General features: G+C 50.6%; 13 protein-coding genes. 4 read left to right on the forward strand and 9 right to left on the reverse strand.

Going from position 1 to position 17,317, the window contains the following annotated elements; translation table 11 throughout:
* Window positions 1–85: 85 nt before the first annotated feature.
* A complete protein-coding gene (locus L2712_RS07235; RefSeq protein WP_248977351.1) occupies window positions 86–1,828 on the forward strand; it encodes a hypothetical protein in 1,743 nt (580 codons plus the stop codon).
* Window positions 1,812–3,515 carry a hypothetical protein gene (locus L2712_RS07240; protein ID WP_248977352.1) on the forward strand — a complete coding sequence of 568 codons (1,704 nt, stop codon included), beginning with the start codon at window positions 1,812–1,814 and terminating at the stop codon, window positions 3,513–3,515. The genes L2712_RS07235 and L2712_RS07240 overlap by 17 nt, the downstream gene beginning before the upstream one ends.
* Window positions 3,516–3,869: 354 nt before the next feature.
* Here the strand turns inward: L2712_RS07240 and L2712_RS07245 are convergent, their stop codons facing one another.
* The 7 genes from L2712_RS07245 to L2712_RS07275 all read right to left on the reverse strand — a co-directional run bounded on the left by L2712_RS07245 (window position 3,870) and on the right by L2712_RS07275 (window position 11,463).
* A complete protein-coding gene (locus tag L2712_RS07245) occupies window positions 3,870–4,745 on the reverse strand; it encodes a DODA-type extradiol aromatic ring-opening family dioxygenase (RefSeq protein WP_248977353.1) in 876 nt (291 codons plus the stop codon).
* A 57-nt stretch (window positions 4,746–4,802) separates the two neighbouring features.
* A complete protein-coding gene (locus L2712_RS07250) occupies window positions 4,803–5,795 on the reverse strand; it encodes a glutathione S-transferase family protein (protein WP_248977354.1) in 993 nt (330 codons plus the stop codon).
* Window positions 5,796–5,909: 114 nt separating this feature from the next.
* Window positions 5,910–6,356, reverse strand: coding sequence for a DoxX family protein (locus L2712_RS07255; protein ID WP_088905904.1), 447 nt, complete (start codon window positions 6,354–6,356; stop codon window positions 5,910–5,912).
* 307 nt (window positions 6,357–6,663) lie between these two features.
* Complete coding sequence (locus L2712_RS07260; RefSeq protein ID WP_248977355.1) at window positions 6,664–7,572, reverse strand: LysR family transcriptional regulator; 909 nt, start codon at window positions 7,570–7,572, stop codon at window positions 6,664–6,666.
* Window positions 7,573–7,761: 189 nt separating this feature from the next.
* Complete coding sequence (locus tag L2712_RS07265; protein WP_248977356.1) at window positions 7,762–8,142, reverse strand: cytochrome c3 family protein; 381 nt, start codon at window positions 8,140–8,142, stop codon at window positions 7,762–7,764.
* 67 nt (window positions 8,143–8,209) lie between these two features.
* A complete protein-coding gene (locus L2712_RS07270) occupies window positions 8,210–9,868 on the reverse strand; it encodes an HAL/PAL/TAL family ammonia-lyase (RefSeq protein ID WP_248977357.1) in 1,659 nt (552 codons plus the stop codon).
* A gap of 35 nt (window positions 9,869–9,903) precedes the next feature.
* Window positions 9,904–11,463 carry a flavocytochrome c gene (locus L2712_RS07275; RefSeq protein ID WP_248977358.1) on the reverse strand — a complete coding sequence of 520 codons (1,560 nt, stop codon included), beginning with the start codon at window positions 11,461–11,463 and terminating at the stop codon, window positions 9,904–9,906.
* 197 nt (window positions 11,464–11,660) lie between these two features.
* On the opposite strand from L2712_RS07275, the gene L2712_RS07280 reads away from it, so the two are divergent.
* Window positions 11,661–13,184: a sigma-54 interaction domain-containing protein gene (locus L2712_RS07280; RefSeq protein ID WP_248977359.1), complete on the forward strand. Its 1,524-nt coding sequence runs from the start codon at window positions 11,661–11,663 to the stop codon at window positions 13,182–13,184.
* A gap of 193 nt (window positions 13,185–13,377) precedes the next feature.
* On the opposite strand, the gene L2712_RS07285 is transcribed toward L2712_RS07280, so the two are convergent.
* The gene (locus L2712_RS07285; protein ID WP_248977360.1) at window positions 13,378–14,535 is read right to left on the reverse strand and encodes a porin; all 1,158 of its coding nucleotides are present in this window, start codon (window positions 14,533–14,535) and stop codon (window positions 13,378–13,380) included.
* 311 nt (window positions 14,536–14,846) lie between these two features.
* On the opposite strand from L2712_RS07285, the gene L2712_RS07290 reads away from it, so the two are divergent.
* The gene (locus tag L2712_RS07290) at window positions 14,847–15,041 is read left to right on the forward strand and encodes a DUF4250 domain-containing protein (RefSeq protein WP_033539188.1); all 195 of its coding nucleotides are present in this window, start codon (window positions 14,847–14,849) and stop codon (window positions 15,039–15,041) included.
* Window positions 15,042–15,247: 206 nt separating this feature from the next.
* Here L2712_RS07290 and L2712_RS07295 read toward each other — a convergent pair whose 3' ends face one another.
* A complete protein-coding gene (locus L2712_RS07295) occupies window positions 15,248–17,299 on the reverse strand; it encodes a DNA topoisomerase III (protein ID WP_248977361.1) in 2,052 nt (683 codons plus the stop codon).
* Between the last annotated feature and the right edge of the window lie 18 nt (window positions 17,300–17,317).

Below are 17,317 nucleotides of genomic sequence, written 5' to 3' on the forward strand. Positions count from 1 at the left end.
CAATACTCAATTTTGACACATTTTATTTGACCTAATTTTGCTTATCTAACAAATTGTTTAGTGGCTGTCTTTGTAAGGACAAGAAATGTCATTAGAAGAAACAAAAGTTAGATTGCTAATTGCTAACGAGACAACAGATAGTTTGCTGGCTCATATTTGTGATTTGTATGTCCAAGAAATACGAGTAGATGAGAAGGTCTTAAAAGAGGCGCTGTCTCAGTTGCACAACGCAGGAGAGATTGATCTTGTCGAGATAATGAGAGGAGTTGATAAAAGCTCCAGTGGATACGATTTTTTCACGATTCTGCATGCCTTTGAAGGCGCGCTGCCTTCGCTCAATGCAAGTGTCGAAGATGTCCTCCGTTGCTTGCTGAACCTCATACAACAGGCTGGCAGAGATTTGGCCATTGGTGGAGTCTATGGGGCTTTTCAACGTTTCTGTAGCGTAGAAGCACATCGTCCAAGAGATAGTGTCGCATTTATTCTGGAACAAAGTGAACTAAGTGCATATGCCCCTTTTCTTTCCAGCTCAATCCTCGCATACGACTCAGAACGTGTGAACGACGCTATCCAAACGACAGAAGACCTGATTGCTAGTAAAAATGACACTGTCAGAAGCCAAGCCTATTTTACTTTGGGAAGGCTTAAGGTAGGTGAAACGCAAGCTAATGTCATTTGGAAACTACTTAGCAGCAGTGCCAGTGGCGAGCGTGAAAGTGGCTGTTGTGCTTCGATACTTCGAGCGACAATTAACTTTGGAGATACATTCCCATCCTATTGGTCGCAGATTGAAGAGTTTCTACTTACGTTTGTTGAGGGCGCTCCTCCAGAGGTTCTCTATGAGATATCACATATTGTTGCCTTTCAGCGAGCCGAACTACCGAAGGACGTTGTAGAGCTTCTGGTAGCCCAGTTAGCCAATGTCTCCCCTGAGCACAAAGGCATCATAGATAACATCGACTATTTATTGGTCAATCTAGTTGAGAAGGGGGCCTCACCCCTTGCCCTAAAGTTATTAGAATCGATTTTGACTGTGGGCGTGAAGTTCACCCAGTTGAATTACTTTTCCAGAGAGCTACTGAGCAAGCACCGCGAGCTACTTAATCACATCGTCACAAAGTGGTTTTTGTCTGGTGATTCCACACTTTGTCACGGTGTTTTAGATCTACTTCATTATGTTACGGGCAAGGATGTCGAACTAGAGGCAGAAGTGGCATTGCTAGGTGATGAAGTGAAGCAAGTGTTTGTTAGCCACAAAGCTGTCGGTTGGCTGTTTACTCGGCCTATAGCGGCGGCAAGCTTCATTCTATCTATTTACGAAACTGCTTCGAGATCTACTCGTAAAGAGCTTGAACAGGTTTTGTATGACCCCTTGCTTTTAAGTTATCCAGGGGAGCTTAAGCGATTCTTTCAATCATGCATTGATAAAGGCTTTCAAGCACACCCATGTGAGCGGTTGCTTGGTAAGCTTCAGGCTTATCATTCGGATATTGAAAAAGTCTCTGAATTAAAGGAGTTAACGGCTTCTAGTGAAAATATAAACATTTATTGGAAAGAATTTAATAAGCAAATGCTGGAAGGATACGAAGAAGCTTCTACTGGGTCGATTATTGATCTGATAGCAACGAAGCAGACGCTATTGTATGGCAATAGCTCAATTTATTACATGCAATTAGGGGATGGAGAGCAAGTGCGACAAGAAATGCAAATGCAGTCTTTTTCTCATTCGACTGAAATGCCAAGGTTAAACGTCTTAGACCCAGAGTCACTAGATTACGTTCTACGAGTTTACCGTTGTGAGAGAATGAAAGATGAAGTTAATTCTTAAGCAATACTTAGCCTCGCTCAAAGAGCGCAAGGAGTTGGATGCTGTATTACCCGATCTATTGAGTAGTATGGGAATGAATGTGTTCATTTCACCGACTCGTGGGGTCAAAGAATACGGTGTTGATATAGCGGCTGTAGGGCAAATAAATGATCAGAAAGAAAAAGTCTATTTGTTCTCTGTAAAGTCTGGGAACCTTACCCGTGAAACTTGGAATGGAAATGCAGACCAAGCTCTTAGACCCTCGTTAGATGAGATTCAGGATTCATTTATTCCCAGTCGTCTACCACCTGAACATAGGGATAAAAAAATAGTCATCTGCTTATGTTTTGGTGGGGATGTTGGTTCAGGAATTAGGCAAGAGGTCTCTGGCTATGAACAGCGGAATACGCAAGACAATATTTCTTTTGAAGAGTGGAATGGCGATAAGCTCTCTGAGCTTATTCAACAACATTTACTGAAAGAGGAACTATTGCCCAACTCTAGTCAGGCTTTGTTAAGAAAATCCTTGGCTTTACTTGAGGAGCCTGAGAGTTCAGACAAACATTTCTCGCGGTTGATTGATGAAGTTTTGTCAAATGCAACTGATACCGATTCTGTTGCATCGTCAATAACTCGGATTAACGTTTGTTTATGGGTTTTATTTTCCTGGTGTCGTGACGGTGGAAATTTGGAAGCTGCATACCTTTCATCTGAGCGGGCACTACTCCTAGCTTGGGATAAGGTTAAAGGTTACTACACAGGAAGGAATAAACCCTCAAAATCATTCGATAGTCTTTTGGATACGTATCAACAAATTACTGACTGTTATGTGGACCGATGTTTAATTCCATATGTTGGACTTAAATACGCGCTCTCTCATGCGGTTCATTCACCATGCTCTATTGATGTAAACATTAAGCTGTTTGATGTGCTAGGACGTTTGTCGGTCAAAGGCCACTGGATTTTAAACTCACTATCAAAGAATTATGCTGAAAATTCGCCAATAGATGGAGAGAGCGAAGAGCAGGAAAAATTACAGATTCGCCTTGAAGAAGTTACTAGGTCAATCAATCTCTTGGTTGTTAATAATCCAATGTTATTGTCTCCGTACAAAGATTCACAGGCAATTGATCTTGGTTTAGCTTTAACTTTACTTTCAAATAATTCAGAACTTGATAGTTTTGTGCAGAGTTGGCTCTCTGGAATCGTCGATAGGTGCACTTTCTCTTTCGAGTGCGATGGCATGTATCCAATCGTGCATAACTCTTATGAAAGGCTGCTTGAGCATAGAAATAAAGATAAGGCCGATAGTAATTATAAGAATAAAGTTACGGAGGCTAGTATTTTATACCCGCTGTTAACGGTTTTTTGTTCACTTTATAAACTAGATACAGTAAGCCAAAATTTGGAAAGGTTTGCCACAGATAAACTTGAACATAGCACGTTACAGTATTGGTATCCAAACCAAAGCAGTGAACAAGATATGTACTCTAATTCAGATACGCATGGCTCTGCATCAACTGGCTTTCCGATGAATGGGAGAGCGGCGCTAGATCACATAAAGCAAGAATGTGGCAATGCCGACTCGTTCAAGAGAATGTCAGCCGTTACTAAAGGTAAGGCTCCTTTGATACTAACAGCCTGTCGTTGCTACCGATATCCAGTTCCTTTTCATTATCTTGATGACTGGCTCTCAACATCTGAATAAATAGTAAATTCAGAGATTTACAGACTCATTTTATAGAAACTAAAACGCCATGGTTACTAGAGAGAGACTTACCTCTATTAATCAGGTTCTAGCCACTTTAGCAAAATTTATATTACTTTTTGTCCAGAATATTTTTAAGGCCAGGCTATGTAATAACGTCAAATCGAAGAGACGATTGATACTGGTGTAATAACATGGGGCCTGCTGCAGGCAATTCAACACAATGAGGGTCAAGGCTAGCATCAACGAAGTAAAAACCTTTACGGCTAGATGTTTCAAGCCAAAAAAGAAAAAGCCTTCATTCGAAGGCTTTTTATATCTAAAAACAACTTAAGGCAGGTATATGCCCGGAAATCACTCGAGCCAGGCGTAGGTATCAAGGGCGAGGATTTGTAGTTCAACGCTTTGGTGTAGTCGTAGTGGCGGCTTACTAGCCTCATTAATCCCTTCGCCCTGTCCTGCGCCTAGGGCGACGTAGAAGGGCAGCAGGTGTTCTATGCTGGGGTGGTTGAACCGGGCGTGTGGGGCCTGGCGCTCGACATCCAGCAGTGCGGGCAGATCTCCTTGGGAAAGCTTATCAGCAATCCACTGCACGAAGCTTTGCATCTTCTCTACCTTTTGCGGGTCACCGGGTCGGCGAAACAGCTCACCTAAATTGTGGCTGATGCCACCCGAGCCCAGTACCAATATGCCTTCGGCGCGCAGGGTTTTTATCGCCTGCCCCAGACGGTAGTGATAGCTCGCGCCCCGGCGGCTGTCGATAGAGACTAACACCAGTGGGATATCCGCCTCGGGATAGAGGCGGCAGAGCGGCGTCCAGAGTCCGTGGTCCCAACCTAGATCTTTGTCTAACTCTGCTTCAAACCCGGCGCCTTGCAGAATCTCCGCGACCTCGGCGGCCAGCTTGGGCGCGCCAGGGGCGGGATAGTTCATCCGGTAGAGGGCGTCAGGAAAGCCGTAGAAGTCATGCACTGTGCGCGGGGTATCGCCCGATGCGATGCGCACCTTACCGCCAATATCCGTGTGGGCCGAGAACACCAGTATCGCCTTAGGTCTTGGCAGTAGCTGGCCCAGTTCGGCGAGAAACGCGGCGTTGTCGCTCTCATCTAGGGCCAACATGGGCGAGCCGTGGGAGACAAACAGGCTCGGCATGAGCCCGGCACTGGTTACAGCCTTTAGCTGCTCGCTCATCTCAGGGGAGATCTGTCTTAAGCTCTTACTTGCGCTCATATTTGTACTCATGTTTGCACTCATGCTTGTACTCACTTTTAAACTCTTTTCTGAAACTCATAAGCTAACCTGGGGGCCGACAGGCACTATGCCCGTTGGATTCAGCGCCTTGATCGAATAATACCCCTGCTTGATATGCTCGAAATTGACCGTGGCTGCAATGCCATCGAGGGCATAGATACGCTGCAGATAGGCCTGCAGCTGCGGCTTCTGGGCGATCAGCTCACGGTTACACTTAAACAGGCCATAGTAGGCGACATCGAAGCACACTAAGGTCACGAAGGCGCGAATATCCGACTCGGTCAGTTGCTCGCCGAGCAGGTAGGGGCGACCATCGCTCAGGGTCTGCTCCAGCTCATCTAGCAGGCTAAAGACGCCTTGGTAAGCTTCTTCGTAGGCAAACTGACTGGTGGCAAAGCCCGCCTTGTAGACACCATTGTTGAGCTGATGATAGAGACGCTCATTCAGGCTATCGATATCTTGATGTAGGCCCTGTGGATAGAGGTCCAATACCGGATTTTGTGCCGCGTCGGTAAGATGATCGAATGCGCTGTTCAACATGCGTATGATGTCTGCCGACTCATTATTCACTATGACCTGGCGCTGCTTATCCCAGAGTACAGGCACGGTCGCCCTACCGGTAAATTGTGGGTCCACCTGAGTATAGAGCTGATGCAGATACTTGTGGCCATTAAGACTGTCACCGTGCTCTAGGTTAGTGTCGTCTCCACCTACTTTACTGTCTGACGCGCCGCCAAACTGCCAGCCCTGATCCGACAGCACGGGTTTGACCACGCTGACGCTGATAAAGTCAGTTAATCCCTTGAGCGCTCTCACCATCAGGGTACGTGAGGCCCAGGGGCAGATATAGGCGACATAGAGATGATAGCGACCCGCCTCCGCCTTGAAACCGCCCTCACCCGTAGGGCCAGCCTTGCCATCCGGGGTGATCCAGTGGCGAAAACTACTGCCCTGGCGTACAAATCGTCCCTGCTTATCTTGCGCCTGCACAGGTTGCCAGGCCTCAGCCCATTGACCATTAACTAACATGGGTGGCTCCTTAACTCTCATTCGACAAGGGTTGAGCAGAATCTATTAGGTAAAAGGCATCAAAATCTATGCTTGGTTCCTGATGCCTAATATGTGTTACTTAGTCTGTAATGCTTAGCTTTTAAGACGCGCAGTCAGTATGGCATCGACCGAGTAGCGTCCGCCGCCCTGCAGCGCCAGTGATAAAGAAGCCGCCAGTAGAATCAAGGCAAACTCATAGCCGTTATTAGAGACAAACAGGCCGTTACCCAGATGCACCGTCATGGCGACCGCCATAGTGAATGCCGTCAGCGCAGCAGCGGGTCGAGTGAGTAATCCCAATACCAGCGCCAGACCCCCAAAGAACTCGGCGCTACCCGCCAATAGAGCCATGAGATAACCTGGTTCAAAGCCGACGCTTGCCATCCACTGCCCTGTACCTTCCAGGCCGTAACCACCAAACCAACCGAAAAGTTTCTGGGCGCCATGGGCGGCCAGGATAAGCCCTAGGGGCAGGCGCAGTACCAAAGGGGCCAGTCCTGCATCGCTGTTAAGTAGTTTGATTAAGGTTTGCTTGTTCATAATGATCTCCTCAAAGATGTTTGGTTTGCAGCCTTTCGCTTGGATTAGGTATAAGCCATTGGCCATTCGCTGCCGATGAGGTAAATGTAGCTCTCAACGTCAAATTGATAAACATCGCTATCATTTAATGATTAGCAACAAAATAGCGATAATAAGTAGAGATGCCAGATAAGGCTTGGAGACTAAAGCTTAGAGATTAAGGCTCAGAGACTCAGGCCGGGGAACTAAGGCTTAAAAAACCTAGGCTTAGGGCTTAGGGCTTGAGCACAAGAAAGCTGGCTAAAGCGAGAAAGCTAGCCAAAACCAGTTAGTCGTCTATCGCATCCCAGTATGGGGTCTTGCCATAGTATTGGCTCAGGGCGTCGACAAAACAGCGCACCTTGCTGGCGAGAAACTTACGGTGCACATAGACGGCGTATAGGCCAAAGGGCTCAGGGGCGTAGTCGGTCAAAATCGCCTTGAGTTGACCGCGTCGCAATGCCTTACTTACGAGAAAAGTGGGCTGCACCACTATGCCGCGGCCCGCAATAGCCGCCTCTACCAGCATGTCGCCGTTGTTACAGGCAAAATCGCTTGGGATCTTGAGCGCAGAGAAATGCTCGCCAAACCGACCAAAGGCCGCACCCAGATCTGAGTAGCTAAAATGCAGATAGTTGTGATGGACAAGATCCGCCGGGGTCTTGGGTTCACCGCGCTCGGCCAGATATGCTGGCGAGGCGCAGACAACTAGCTTGATCGGAGTGAGCTTCTTGGCGATCAGCGAGGAGCTTGAGAGCTGACCTATCCGCAGCGCCACATCGACGCCATCTTCCAACAGATCCACCTTTTTGTCGGTCAGGGTGATATCTAACTTAACATCAGGATGTTGCTGCTGAAATTTCACGAGTGCGCTTGGCAGGTGATGGATGCCAAAGGACATGGGCGCGCTGACCTTAAGCAAACCCGAGGCCGTCTCGCTAAGGTTGGTCAAGGCATTATCCATCTCTTCGATATCGATAAGCACCTGCTGACAGCGCTCGACATAGGCCCTACCCGCCTCGGTCACATTGACCCGCCGCGTGGTGCGATTAAGCAGGCGCACCTTAAGATGCTCCTCAAGCTGAGACACATATTTGCTGACCAACTGAGAGGAAAGCCCAAGCCTGTCGGCCGCCTTGGTAAAGGAACCCTCCTGCACCACGGCCGTAAAGGCCTTCATGGTATCGATTCTATCCAAGATCCACTCCTCAACTCAATTAGTCATCAAATGTTGATAATCAAAGACAAAGTAGCCTATTTAAGCGAATAACTGAAGGTAATAGCTTGAAATTGCGGGGAAGAGGTAAAGAAAAAGGCCACAGCAGCGGGAGCGTGCGCTGTGACCCTTGTCCCCAGACTCGGCACTGGGCGCCCTAGCCGAACTTGGCTAACGTTTCATCTTAGGGTACTTAAACTCATGACACTGATTGCAGTACACCTTGCTCTCCTTGTGCTCCTGATGACAGTAAGTACAAGGAAGATCGCTGCCATAGTGCAGGCTGTCGTGGGGATTTGGCTCAACGCTGTGACCTGCCCCCTCGGGACGCTTGGTCAGCTCGGCCATCTCGGCCGCCGTACCGTGACAAGACTCGCAGGCACTCATCTTAGGTATGCTCTTGCGTTTCGCCTCGCCATGACAGGCACTGCATTCCACCTTGCCCTGCTCGTTGGTCATGATCTCTTTATGATAATCTTTTAGCTTCATGGCCTGTGCGCTCGGCACGCTCAGTAGCGCCGCCAAACAGAGGGCCGATATTACTCTTAACATCTTTAATCCTTATTGTGGGGCGCCAAGCGCCCCAGCTAATAACTCACTTGGGCTATTGCCCAATCCATCAGTACTTGACGATGAAGTCGTGTGACGCCTGAATGTCTGGCGTAAACGGACGGTCAAGCTCGACGAAAGGCACTTGCTGACGATACGCCTGGTACATGGCCTTAGTCGCCTTACCTAACTTAATGTCGGCGTTGCCGGCCTTGCGCAGGTCAATAGCCTGGGTCGAGTGCAACAACTCGAGACCATACATGGTATTGATGTTGTCAACGATTTGAATCAGGTTGTCGCTCGCCAGCTTAAGGTTAGTGAAGGTGTCTTCGATGTTACCGGCGATCGGAATGCCATCGTAAGATACTGGGGTCGCTAACATCTTGTTGCGCACCTGCATATCCACGAAGGTCTTCTGGATCGCACCGAAGGCGTGACCATTGTTACCCGGCGCGCTCAGGAAACGTGGAAGATGGGTAAAGTGATCGTCCGACAGGTGAATGGTGCGCATAGCGCTGTTGTGAGAGACATGGGTCAGGGCCACGCTCAATTGCTGCACAGCCAGAGCCACAGGAAGCGGCTCGAAGTTAGTGGTTGGGAACACGCCGCCCTTGCCTTCTACCAAGTATTTGGCCACCTGAGAGTGCTCTGCATATTGCTTACTGGCACCTAGGATCACGCCAGGGTTATCGTCCGAGTGGTTGATCTGAATGTCGATCACCAGCCCCAGATCAGACAGCGCCTTCTGCGCGCTCGCTAAGGTATAGGCCGTGGTGCGGTAGCTCAACGGGTCTTGCAGTGGACGCTCGCTGTTGAGATCCCACAGATAGCTGCCAGAGAGTGAGCCCAAAATATCCTCTGTGGTCGCCTTCAGATAAGGGAAAGGACGAATGTCATTGGTCTGTGGCAAGAATGGCGCCACGTTACCGTTCAAGCCTTCAAGGCTCAGGCCAAATACGGTTGGAGAGACTTGCAGCAAATGCTCGGCATCCTGGTAGCCTTTCATGGCGTAAGCAACGGCAACCGAATTGTTAGACAAAATAGAAAGCGCGTCTTTACCGATAGGCTTAAGTGGCTTCACGCCCGCCTTGTTCATGGCCTCGACACTACTCATGCGCTTACCTTGATAAAACACATCCCACTCACCGATCATGGCTAGGCCCACGTGGGATGCCAGCAGAATGTCCGCCTCGCCCACGGTACCCTGCGATGGAATCACAGGGGTGATCCCCTTATTCAGGTAAGCCTTGTAGATCTCTGCCACGTAGGGCTGCACGCCAGTGTGACCAGACAGAATTGTATTCAAGCGAACCGCAAGAGCAACACGGGAAAGTCTTACCGGCATTGGCTCGCCAACGCCTGCACTGTGTGCTCTTAGGGTGCTGTAATTAAAAGATTTAGAAGCCGCCATCACCTCGGCGCTTAGCTCGCCATTGGCATCGAACAGCTTGTGGTCCTTGTTTAGCCCCACGCCCACGGTGAGACCATACACAGGTTTACCTAGACGCGCCGCTTCCATCAGCAGGTCGTGGGCCTTCACCAAAGACGAGGCCGCCTGAGGCGCGATATCTACCTTGGCACCATCAGCGATAGCCCAAGCCTGCGCTTGCGTCAGATGCTGGCCGTCGAGTACCACAGTATCCCTCGCCATCGCGGCGCCGGAGGTCATAGCCAAGGCGCTAGTCGCCAGGGCGGTTGTTGCCAACAGAGTATTTACTTTTTTCATCATCAATTCCTTAATATTTTTCTAGGCTCACACCTGCGTTAAGCCTGTTTTAATTCGATTGCCGCGCTTGCCGCGCAGATACGACCGGCATTTCTGCCCGTCACCACACCTTCTGCCACGGCGCAGGCACCGAGACGGCTCGCCCCATGGATGCCACCAGTCGCTTCACCCGCGGCATACAGGCCGTCAATCGGCTCGTTGCTCACCAGGTGCAGCACCTGAGACTGGGTATTCACCTTCACACCGCCCATGCAGTAGTGCACCTTGGGCCACATGCGCACGCCGTACCAAGGCCCCCCTTCCAGTGCCATGGCCTTCTGCATGGGTCGACCAAACTCCTTGTCTTCGCCGGCTTTCACCGCGTCATTCCAGCGCGACACCTGATCTTTCAATGGCTTGGCGGGGATCTGATACAGGGCTGCTAACTCTTCCAGGGTGTCCGCCTTTTGGATCACCTTGTACTTGATGCCCCACTCCAATGTCTGAGCCTTGGCTGCCCCCTTTGCATTGGTAAAGCCAACTGGATAGACGGGGTTACCCTGGTCATCACGACGTGTCATTATGGCGTCGGCGCGCGCCTTGCGGTCGGCCAATTCGTTGAAGAAACGCTCGCCGGTACGCACATCCACCACTATTCCGCTGGGATAGGTGGCGATAGTGTTGAACTGAGAGGCGGTGCCGAAGCCCTTCTCATCCGGTGATGCCCAGGGGCCGAGCTGGATCTGGTCCAGATGAATAGGGTTAGCGCCGATCAACATCATCTGCTTGAGGGCCTCAGAGGTCGCGCCGGGATGGTTGGTGGAGTCCAGATCGCCATTTAATTCAGGCTGCTGCATCTGACGATAGTCGAGATCGCGGGAGAAGCCGCCGGTGGCCATGATCACCCCTTTGCGTGCGCCGATGAGACGCATTTTACCCGTGCGCTCCTGCGGAAAATAATAGCCATCGCGAACTTGGACACCGATCACACGGCCCGCCGAATCTTTCACAAAAGATTCGAGCTTGGTCTGATTTCGCATCTCGATACCATGCTGCTTCGCCGCCTTGATCAGGGGACGAATGATGCCAGCGCCGGAACTCTGCACAGTCTGTAACACTCTAGGCAGCGAGTGGCCACCGAAGTGCTGCACGAAAGGCTTCCACTCAACGCCATAGGCCTCCAGCCACAGACAAGACTCGGCGGTGCCGTTACACACCAGTTTGAGCATCTCGACATCATTCATGCCGCGACCAGCCTTGAGCATGTCGGCCACCATGGTATCGACCGAATCCTTGATCCCCTCTTTAGCCTGCAACTTGGAACCAGCTACCGCCATGGCGCCGCCATTGATGGTGGAGTTGCCGCCAAACACAGGCATCTTATCGATCACCATTACGCTAGCACCAGCCTCTTTGGCCTGCAGCGCCGCCGACATACCGGCGAAACCACTACCGATCACTAGAACATCGACTATCTCGTCAAAACGAGGCAGGGTATCGCCGCTACACTCGGCCGCTTCGGCGCCCATTGCTCCCAGGCCAGCCACGCTGGCGGCCATCGCGGCGCCACCTTTTAACAGCTGGCGTCGACCCGGGCTTATTAGATCTTTTCGTGTCATTATTTGTTATCCTGTAAACCTATTAAGCAAACATAAAAATCAGAAAGTTAATTACTGATTTCATACCATTAAGTTTGCACTCCTCATGCCAACTACCTAAAAAGAGGGGGATAACAAGCAATTTATGAAGGGGAACACATAATCACGAAATATAATGATCTACAATCACGAAACTTCGTGGTTACCATGACATATCAATGCAAAAACAATTCTATTTCGAAGCCACACAGCGACTGTGCAGCAGTCTGGAGCTTGAACACTCACTGCTAGCCTATTTTGACTACATCAAGCAACACCTTCCGATAGACGGTATCTACCTTAATATCTATCGACCAGAATATGGTGATATCCAATTTCTCGCCCATGTGGATAGCGAGCAGGCTACTGCACTGACTAAACAGGTGAAGCTCTCCACAGAAATGGAGACTTTGCTGAAAGATCCAGACCGTCCGGTGATCCGAATTATTAACGATCTAGAACATGATCAGGTGACAGGCTTTGTGGCGCCTCAAGTGATCCCGAATATCCAGTCGGTGATCTTGCTACGTATGTTAAGCGGCAACACCCATCTAGGTGTGGTGGGTTTCTATGCCAAGCAGAAGATGCAGTTTTGTCACCGCCACGCCGAACTGATCGAACCCCACAAGGATACCCTGTCGCTGATCACTGCCTTTAATCTTAAGGGGCGTAACTTACTCAGAGCCAATCAGGCACTTACCCAACAAAACCGGGTACTCAAAGAGGCCTTTAATCCCTGTGGGGTCATTGGCGCCGACTCTGGACTCAAACGGATAATGAGCCAAGTGGAGGCAATCGCCAAGCTGCATACCAGCGTGTTGATTCTGGGGGAAACCGGTTGCGGCAAGGAGGTGATCGCCAATGCGATCCACTGTAAATCCCAACGTGCTGATAAGCCCTTCATCAAGGTCAACTGCGGCGCTATCCCCGAGAGTCTGATCGACTCAGAACTGTTTGGTTACGAAAAAGGCGCCTTTACCGGTGCCGAGCATCGTAAGGCAGGCTTATTCGAACAGGCCAACGGAGGCACCATCTTCTTAGATGAAATAGGTGAGCTACCACTTTCGGTACAGGTACGGCTGCTGCGAGTACTTCAAAACGGCAGCATCACCCGGGTGGGTGGTTATGATTCCATCAACCTTGATATTCGAGTAATCGCGGCTACCCACAGAAACCTACAGGCCATGGTGAAAAATCAAACCTTTCGCGAAGATCTCTGGTACCGCCTAGCAATCTTTCCTATCGAGATCCCCTCTTTGCGTCAGCGCCGCTCGGACATTCCATTGCTTGTGCAGCACTTTATCGAAGTTTTAGCAGCCAAGTTCAATCTGAACAAACTGCCCAGAATCAGCGCCGAACAACTCAACAGCCTAAACCACTACCATTGGCCGGGTAATGTACGCGAGCTGATCAATGTACTGGAGCGTGCCATGATCGAAACCCCTGAGGGCCCGCTCAACTTCAACCTGATTCAATTCGATAAAATAGAGCCCAGCGCCAATGGTGGACAGGAGACCATCATTATCGATCCCAGCCACGCCAGCGATAAGCTAGTCCCACTCGACATCATGGTGAGCAAATATATTGCCCATGCGCTAAGGATCACCGGCGGTAAGCTCTACGGGCCGGGTGGCGCCGCCGAGTTACTGGATATCAACCCCAACACACTGCGCAGCAAGATGAAGAAGCTAGGGCTGTGTTAACTGCCAGTGCTAAAAGCTTGGCGTTAAGAGCTCAGTGCTAAAGGCTTGGTGTTAAGAGCTTAGCACTAAAAGCTTGGCACTAAATGCTTTGGTATTAATAGCTTAGCTTTATAAACTGGCGCTAATCCTTTAAATACCAGAGACAAGAAAAGCACTCCGAGGAGTGCTTTGAACTTTGCAGGGAACAATCAAACTAGAAGAAGTAGCGGATACCGACGGCGTAGCTGTTGTCTTGGGCCGCCTCGAAGCCCTTGTCATCCATGTCGCTGAAGTCGAACTTGGCTTCGGCAAACATCACGGTATCTCGGCTGTAGCGATAGTGCAGGCCTACTACGGCAAACTGACGAGTCCAGTTACCCTTGATGGCAGTGGTCTCGTCGGTATCCAGATCTTGGTAAGAGATTAGGAAGCTAGGCACGAAACCATTGTCATAGTGGTAGGCCACCAGGAACTCGGCACCGGTAGAGTCATAAAGCTGACCCGCCACCAATTCATTTTGCTTACTCTGATGGGCGTTGAAACCGACATAGAGGCCTTTGGCGTCGCGGCCAGGTGAGTACTGATAGAAGGAGCCATATTGGGCGCCGATACCAATGATCTCATTGGTATCATCGACGCTAACTCCGGCCAGCTCACCCTCGAAATCGCCGCGGTTAAAGCCGGCAAGTACCTTAAACTTATCGGTTACATGATAGGTCAGGTTGGCACCATAGCTGGTGTCGAAGCTCAGGTGAGAGCCATCATCCACCGCCTGACCATTCTTATCAAACAGGGCGACGTCGCCATTTTGCTTGGCGGCGTATTGCAGCGCGATATCCAGGTTGCCGAAGCTGTTGCGATAGATGAAGGCTGAATCGGCGCGGCCCGCGCCGGTTAGGCCACCGTCACCGAAGGTATAGGCGCCGACCGAGTAGCCGGTATAGACGTTGAGCACGTCTGTGGTATAGGCCACGTCATAGTAGGCGCCCCACTGCTTACCAAAGCTCAGGCTACCCCACTTGGCGTGTGACAGGCCAACATAACCCAGACGGTTAAACAGGAAGTCTGAGGTCTTCTGCGCACCTAGTTGGCCGCCGACATACTTGAGCGAATCATCGCTGGTGACCATGTTGATGCCCCACTCGGTGTGAGCAAAGCTGCGCCAGCCGTTTTTCTCCTGGCGGTCGAACCTGAAACCGACACGCGAAAAATTATCAACCACGGCAGTATCGTCACCATCGTTAACCGCAGCGAAACCTAACCAGCCCATCATATTCAGTGCATTGGTTTGATCCTTGTACAACTCAATGGCCTGCGTCGAGCTCGCCATCAATACAGATGGAATCAACAGAGCTAATAACTTCTTATTCATCATATTTCCCTTTATCAGTGTTTATCTGTTTTATTGTTAGATTGGGTATCCCCAATAGCCTGTAACAGCAGCTAACGTGCCAGCACCGAATAAAAAGGCCTAATCGACAGGAAGTTAGAATAAGATCAAGCGTTCACGAAATATCGTGAATCAAGATCGCTAAATATCGTGTTAATAATTAAATATCGTTGTAAACAGCCATAAAAAGCCACGTCACCAAACGCCGCCTCATGGTAACAACATCGTTGTCAGCCCATAAAAACTGGGCTAAACCTATAACAGATGCATATCAAGATAAGCAGGAGACAAATATGGATTACCACTTAACTCAGCTAAGCGGCGATATACTCGTGGGAATAGTTAACGAGCAACTCAGGCTGAACTGCCAGGATAAACAGGAACTCTTTTACCAGTTAGATATTCCCAAAGAGCAACTGGAGCAGAAGTTGGCCGCATCAGGCTTTGAATATGACCCCATCAGCAACCAATACCGCGCCTGCAGATAAAGGCTTTCACAGCAATTATCTGCCACGATAGCAACTCTTGGGGCCTCCGAGCCCCTGCTCTTAATGAAGCAACTCCCCGACTGCGCTTGTGCCCTACAACAGAGCACTCATTAACCTTGGCCGTACTGAGGTGCAAAGTTGCATTAATGGGTATGCACTCAGGCTTTTGCTTAGGCCTATGCTTAAGCTCTTGCTTAAGTTCTTGTTTAGGCCCTTGCTTTAGATGAGCGCGGTTTAGCCGTTCCTCTAGCATTGCCCTTGGAGGCTGTTTTAGCGCTTCCCTTAGCCGCGCCGCTATTCTTGCCGCTCGTATTGCCTTTGCCACCTGCTGTGCTGCCACGGCGATTTCCATAACCGCGCTTCTTAAACTGGCTCTTAGGCGCCTCGACACCTTGCAAGGCCTTGGGCAGCTGGGCACCCGCCTGCATGATAAGTCCATTAAGCGACTCGATAAGCGGCGCCATGAAGGTTAAATATTTCGCCTCTTTACGGCTGATGGCATCCAGGTGACTCTCCCACAGCGCTGTCATATCTGGCGTAGTTGCCGACTCAGGCAGACTGTTGATGAGTCCACGACCGACCGAAGTGGAGACAATAGATTTTCCCTGACGCGCCAGGAAGCCGCGCTTAAACAGAAGCTCGATGATCCCAGCGCGAGTCGCCTCTGTACCCAGGCCATCTGTTTCTTTTAGGATCTTGCGGATCTCAGCATTAGTGACATAGCGGCTGATCCCCGTCATGGCGCTGAGCAGAGTCGCATCGGTGAAAGCCTTAGGTGGCTGGGTCTGCTTCTCGATAAGCTCTCCCAGCCCCGAATGCAGCGCCTGTCCCTTATGCAGCGGTGGTAACTGGGCCAGCCCCTCTTCCCCTTCACTCTCAGCTTTGTCATCGCTACGCTTGGGAAACAACTGCTTCCAGCCAAGGGCGATCTCTTGTTTTGCCTTGGTATGAAAATGCCCCCCGGCGATCTCCACCTCGACCTGGGTCTCATGATAACGATAGACAGGGTAAAACTGCGCCAGATATTGGCGGGCCAGTTGCAGGTAAATCTGTTTCTCGGCCTGGCTTAGGGTGCTCAGGTTAGCCACCTTCTCGGTGGGCACTATGGCATGGTGGGCATCCACCTTGGCATCATTCCAGGCCTTGGAGACTATCTTAGGATCTGGCGCATCACACTGGGCCGTAAGCTCGCCCGCGCCCTTGAGCACGGCGCCTATCACGCTAGGGGCTAAGGCCAATTGCTCCTTGGGCAGATAGCGGCTGTCGGAGCGCGGATAGGTGATCAGCTTATGTTTCTCATACAGAGACTGACAAGTATCGAGCACCGCCTTGGCACTCATACCAAAACGCTTGGCCGCATCAATCTGCAGCGACGACAGGTTATAGGGCAGCGGCTGCCCCTGCTGTTTATCTTTTGCCTTTAGGTCGCTCACCACTGCCGCCTGCTCGGTTATCCGCCCCACCACATTTTCCGCAAGACGCCGCGACAACACCCGTCCCTCTTCATCCATGTAGGGCTGGCAGGCCTCACTGGGTTGCCACTTGGCCTTAAAGTGAGCCTGTTCTTGAGTATAGAGATTGGCGAGCACCTCATAGAAAGGCTTACTGACAAAGTTTTCAATCGCCTCATCACGGCGCACGACTAAACCGAGCAGCGGCGTCTGCACCCGGCCGACAGAGAGCACGCCCTGATAGCCCACCTTACGCCCCTGTAACGTATAAGCGCGGGTCATATTCATGCCATAGAGCCAATCGGCGCGGGAACGCGCCAGGGCCGAGGTCGACAGAGGGATAAACTCGCGGTTGCTGCGAAGCTGCCCCAAGGCACGCTTCACCGCCTGGGGGTTGAGATCGCTCACCAGCAGACGCTGGGTCTGATTGAGCTTATCCCCTTTTACGCCCAGATAAGCGATCACCTCATCCACCAGCAATTGACCTTCTCGATCGGGATCACCGGCATTGACCAGTTGGCTCGCCTGCTTAACAAGCTTTCGCAGTACACTGAGCTGCCCCCGGGTCTTGCTCTTGGGAGTCATCTTCCACTGCTGTGGCACAATAGGCAGGTGCTCGAACGACCAGGACTTAAAGGCAGGATCATAACTGTCGGGCTCGGCCTGCTCTAACAGGTGACCTATGCACCAGGAAACAGTGTCGCCATTGGCCGCGGTGATATATCCCTCCCCCTTCTTCAGGGGCTTAGGTAACACGTCGGCGATCGCCCGACCTAAGCTGGGTTTCTCTGCTATGTAAAGGATCATGTTGGTATCAATTACTGT

Source organism: Shewanella marisflavi (genome assembly GCF_023283925.1).
Classification (GTDB): Bacteria; Pseudomonadota; Gammaproteobacteria; order Enterobacterales; family Shewanellaceae; genus Shewanella; species Shewanella marisflavi.

What these genes read in the sequence shown, in the direction of transcription:
- L2712_RS07235 (WP_248977351.1), top strand. Translation starts at nt 86, where the DNA reads ATGTCATTAGAAGAAACAAAAGTTAGATTGCTAATTGCTAACGAGACA.
- L2712_RS07240 (WP_248977352.1), top strand. Translation starts at nt 1,812, where the DNA reads ATGAAGTTAATTCTTAAGCAATACTTAGCCTCGCTCAAAGAGCGCAAG.
- L2712_RS07245 (WP_248977353.1), bottom strand. Translation starts at nt 4,745, where the DNA reads ATGAGCGCAAGTAAGAGCTTAAGACAGATCTCCCCTGAGATGAGCGAG.
- L2712_RS07250 (WP_248977354.1), bottom strand. Translation starts at nt 5,795, where the DNA reads ATGTTAGTTAATGGTCAATGGGCTGAGGCCTGGCAACCTGTGCAGGCG.
- L2712_RS07255 (WP_088905904.1), bottom strand. Translation starts at nt 6,356, where the DNA reads ATGAACAAGCAAACCTTAATCAAACTACTTAACAGCGATGCAGGACTG.
- L2712_RS07265 (WP_248977356.1), bottom strand. Translation starts at nt 8,142, where the DNA reads ATGTTAAGAGTAATATCGGCCCTCTGTTTGGCGGCGCTACTGAGCGTG.
- L2712_RS07270 (WP_248977357.1), bottom strand. Translation starts at nt 9,868, where the DNA reads ATGATGAAAAAAGTAAATACTCTGTTGGCAACAACCGCCCTGGCGACT.
- L2712_RS07275 (WP_248977358.1), bottom strand. Translation starts at nt 11,463, where the DNA reads ATGACACGAAAAGATCTAATAAGCCCGGGTCGACGCCAGCTGTTAAAA.
- L2712_RS07280 (WP_248977359.1), top strand. Translation starts at nt 11,661, where the DNA reads ATGCAAAAACAATTCTATTTCGAAGCCACACAGCGACTGTGCAGCAGT.
- L2712_RS07285 (WP_248977360.1), bottom strand. Translation starts at nt 14,535, where the DNA reads ATGAATAAGAAGTTATTAGCTCTGTTGATTCCATCTGTATTGATGGCG.
- L2712_RS07290 (WP_033539188.1), top strand. Translation starts at nt 14,847, where the DNA reads ATGGATTACCACTTAACTCAGCTAAGCGGCGATATACTCGTGGGAATA.
- L2712_RS07295 (WP_248977361.1), bottom strand. Translation starts at nt 17,299, where the DNA reads ATGATCCTTTACATAGCAGAGAAACCCAGCTTAGGTCGGGCGATCGCC.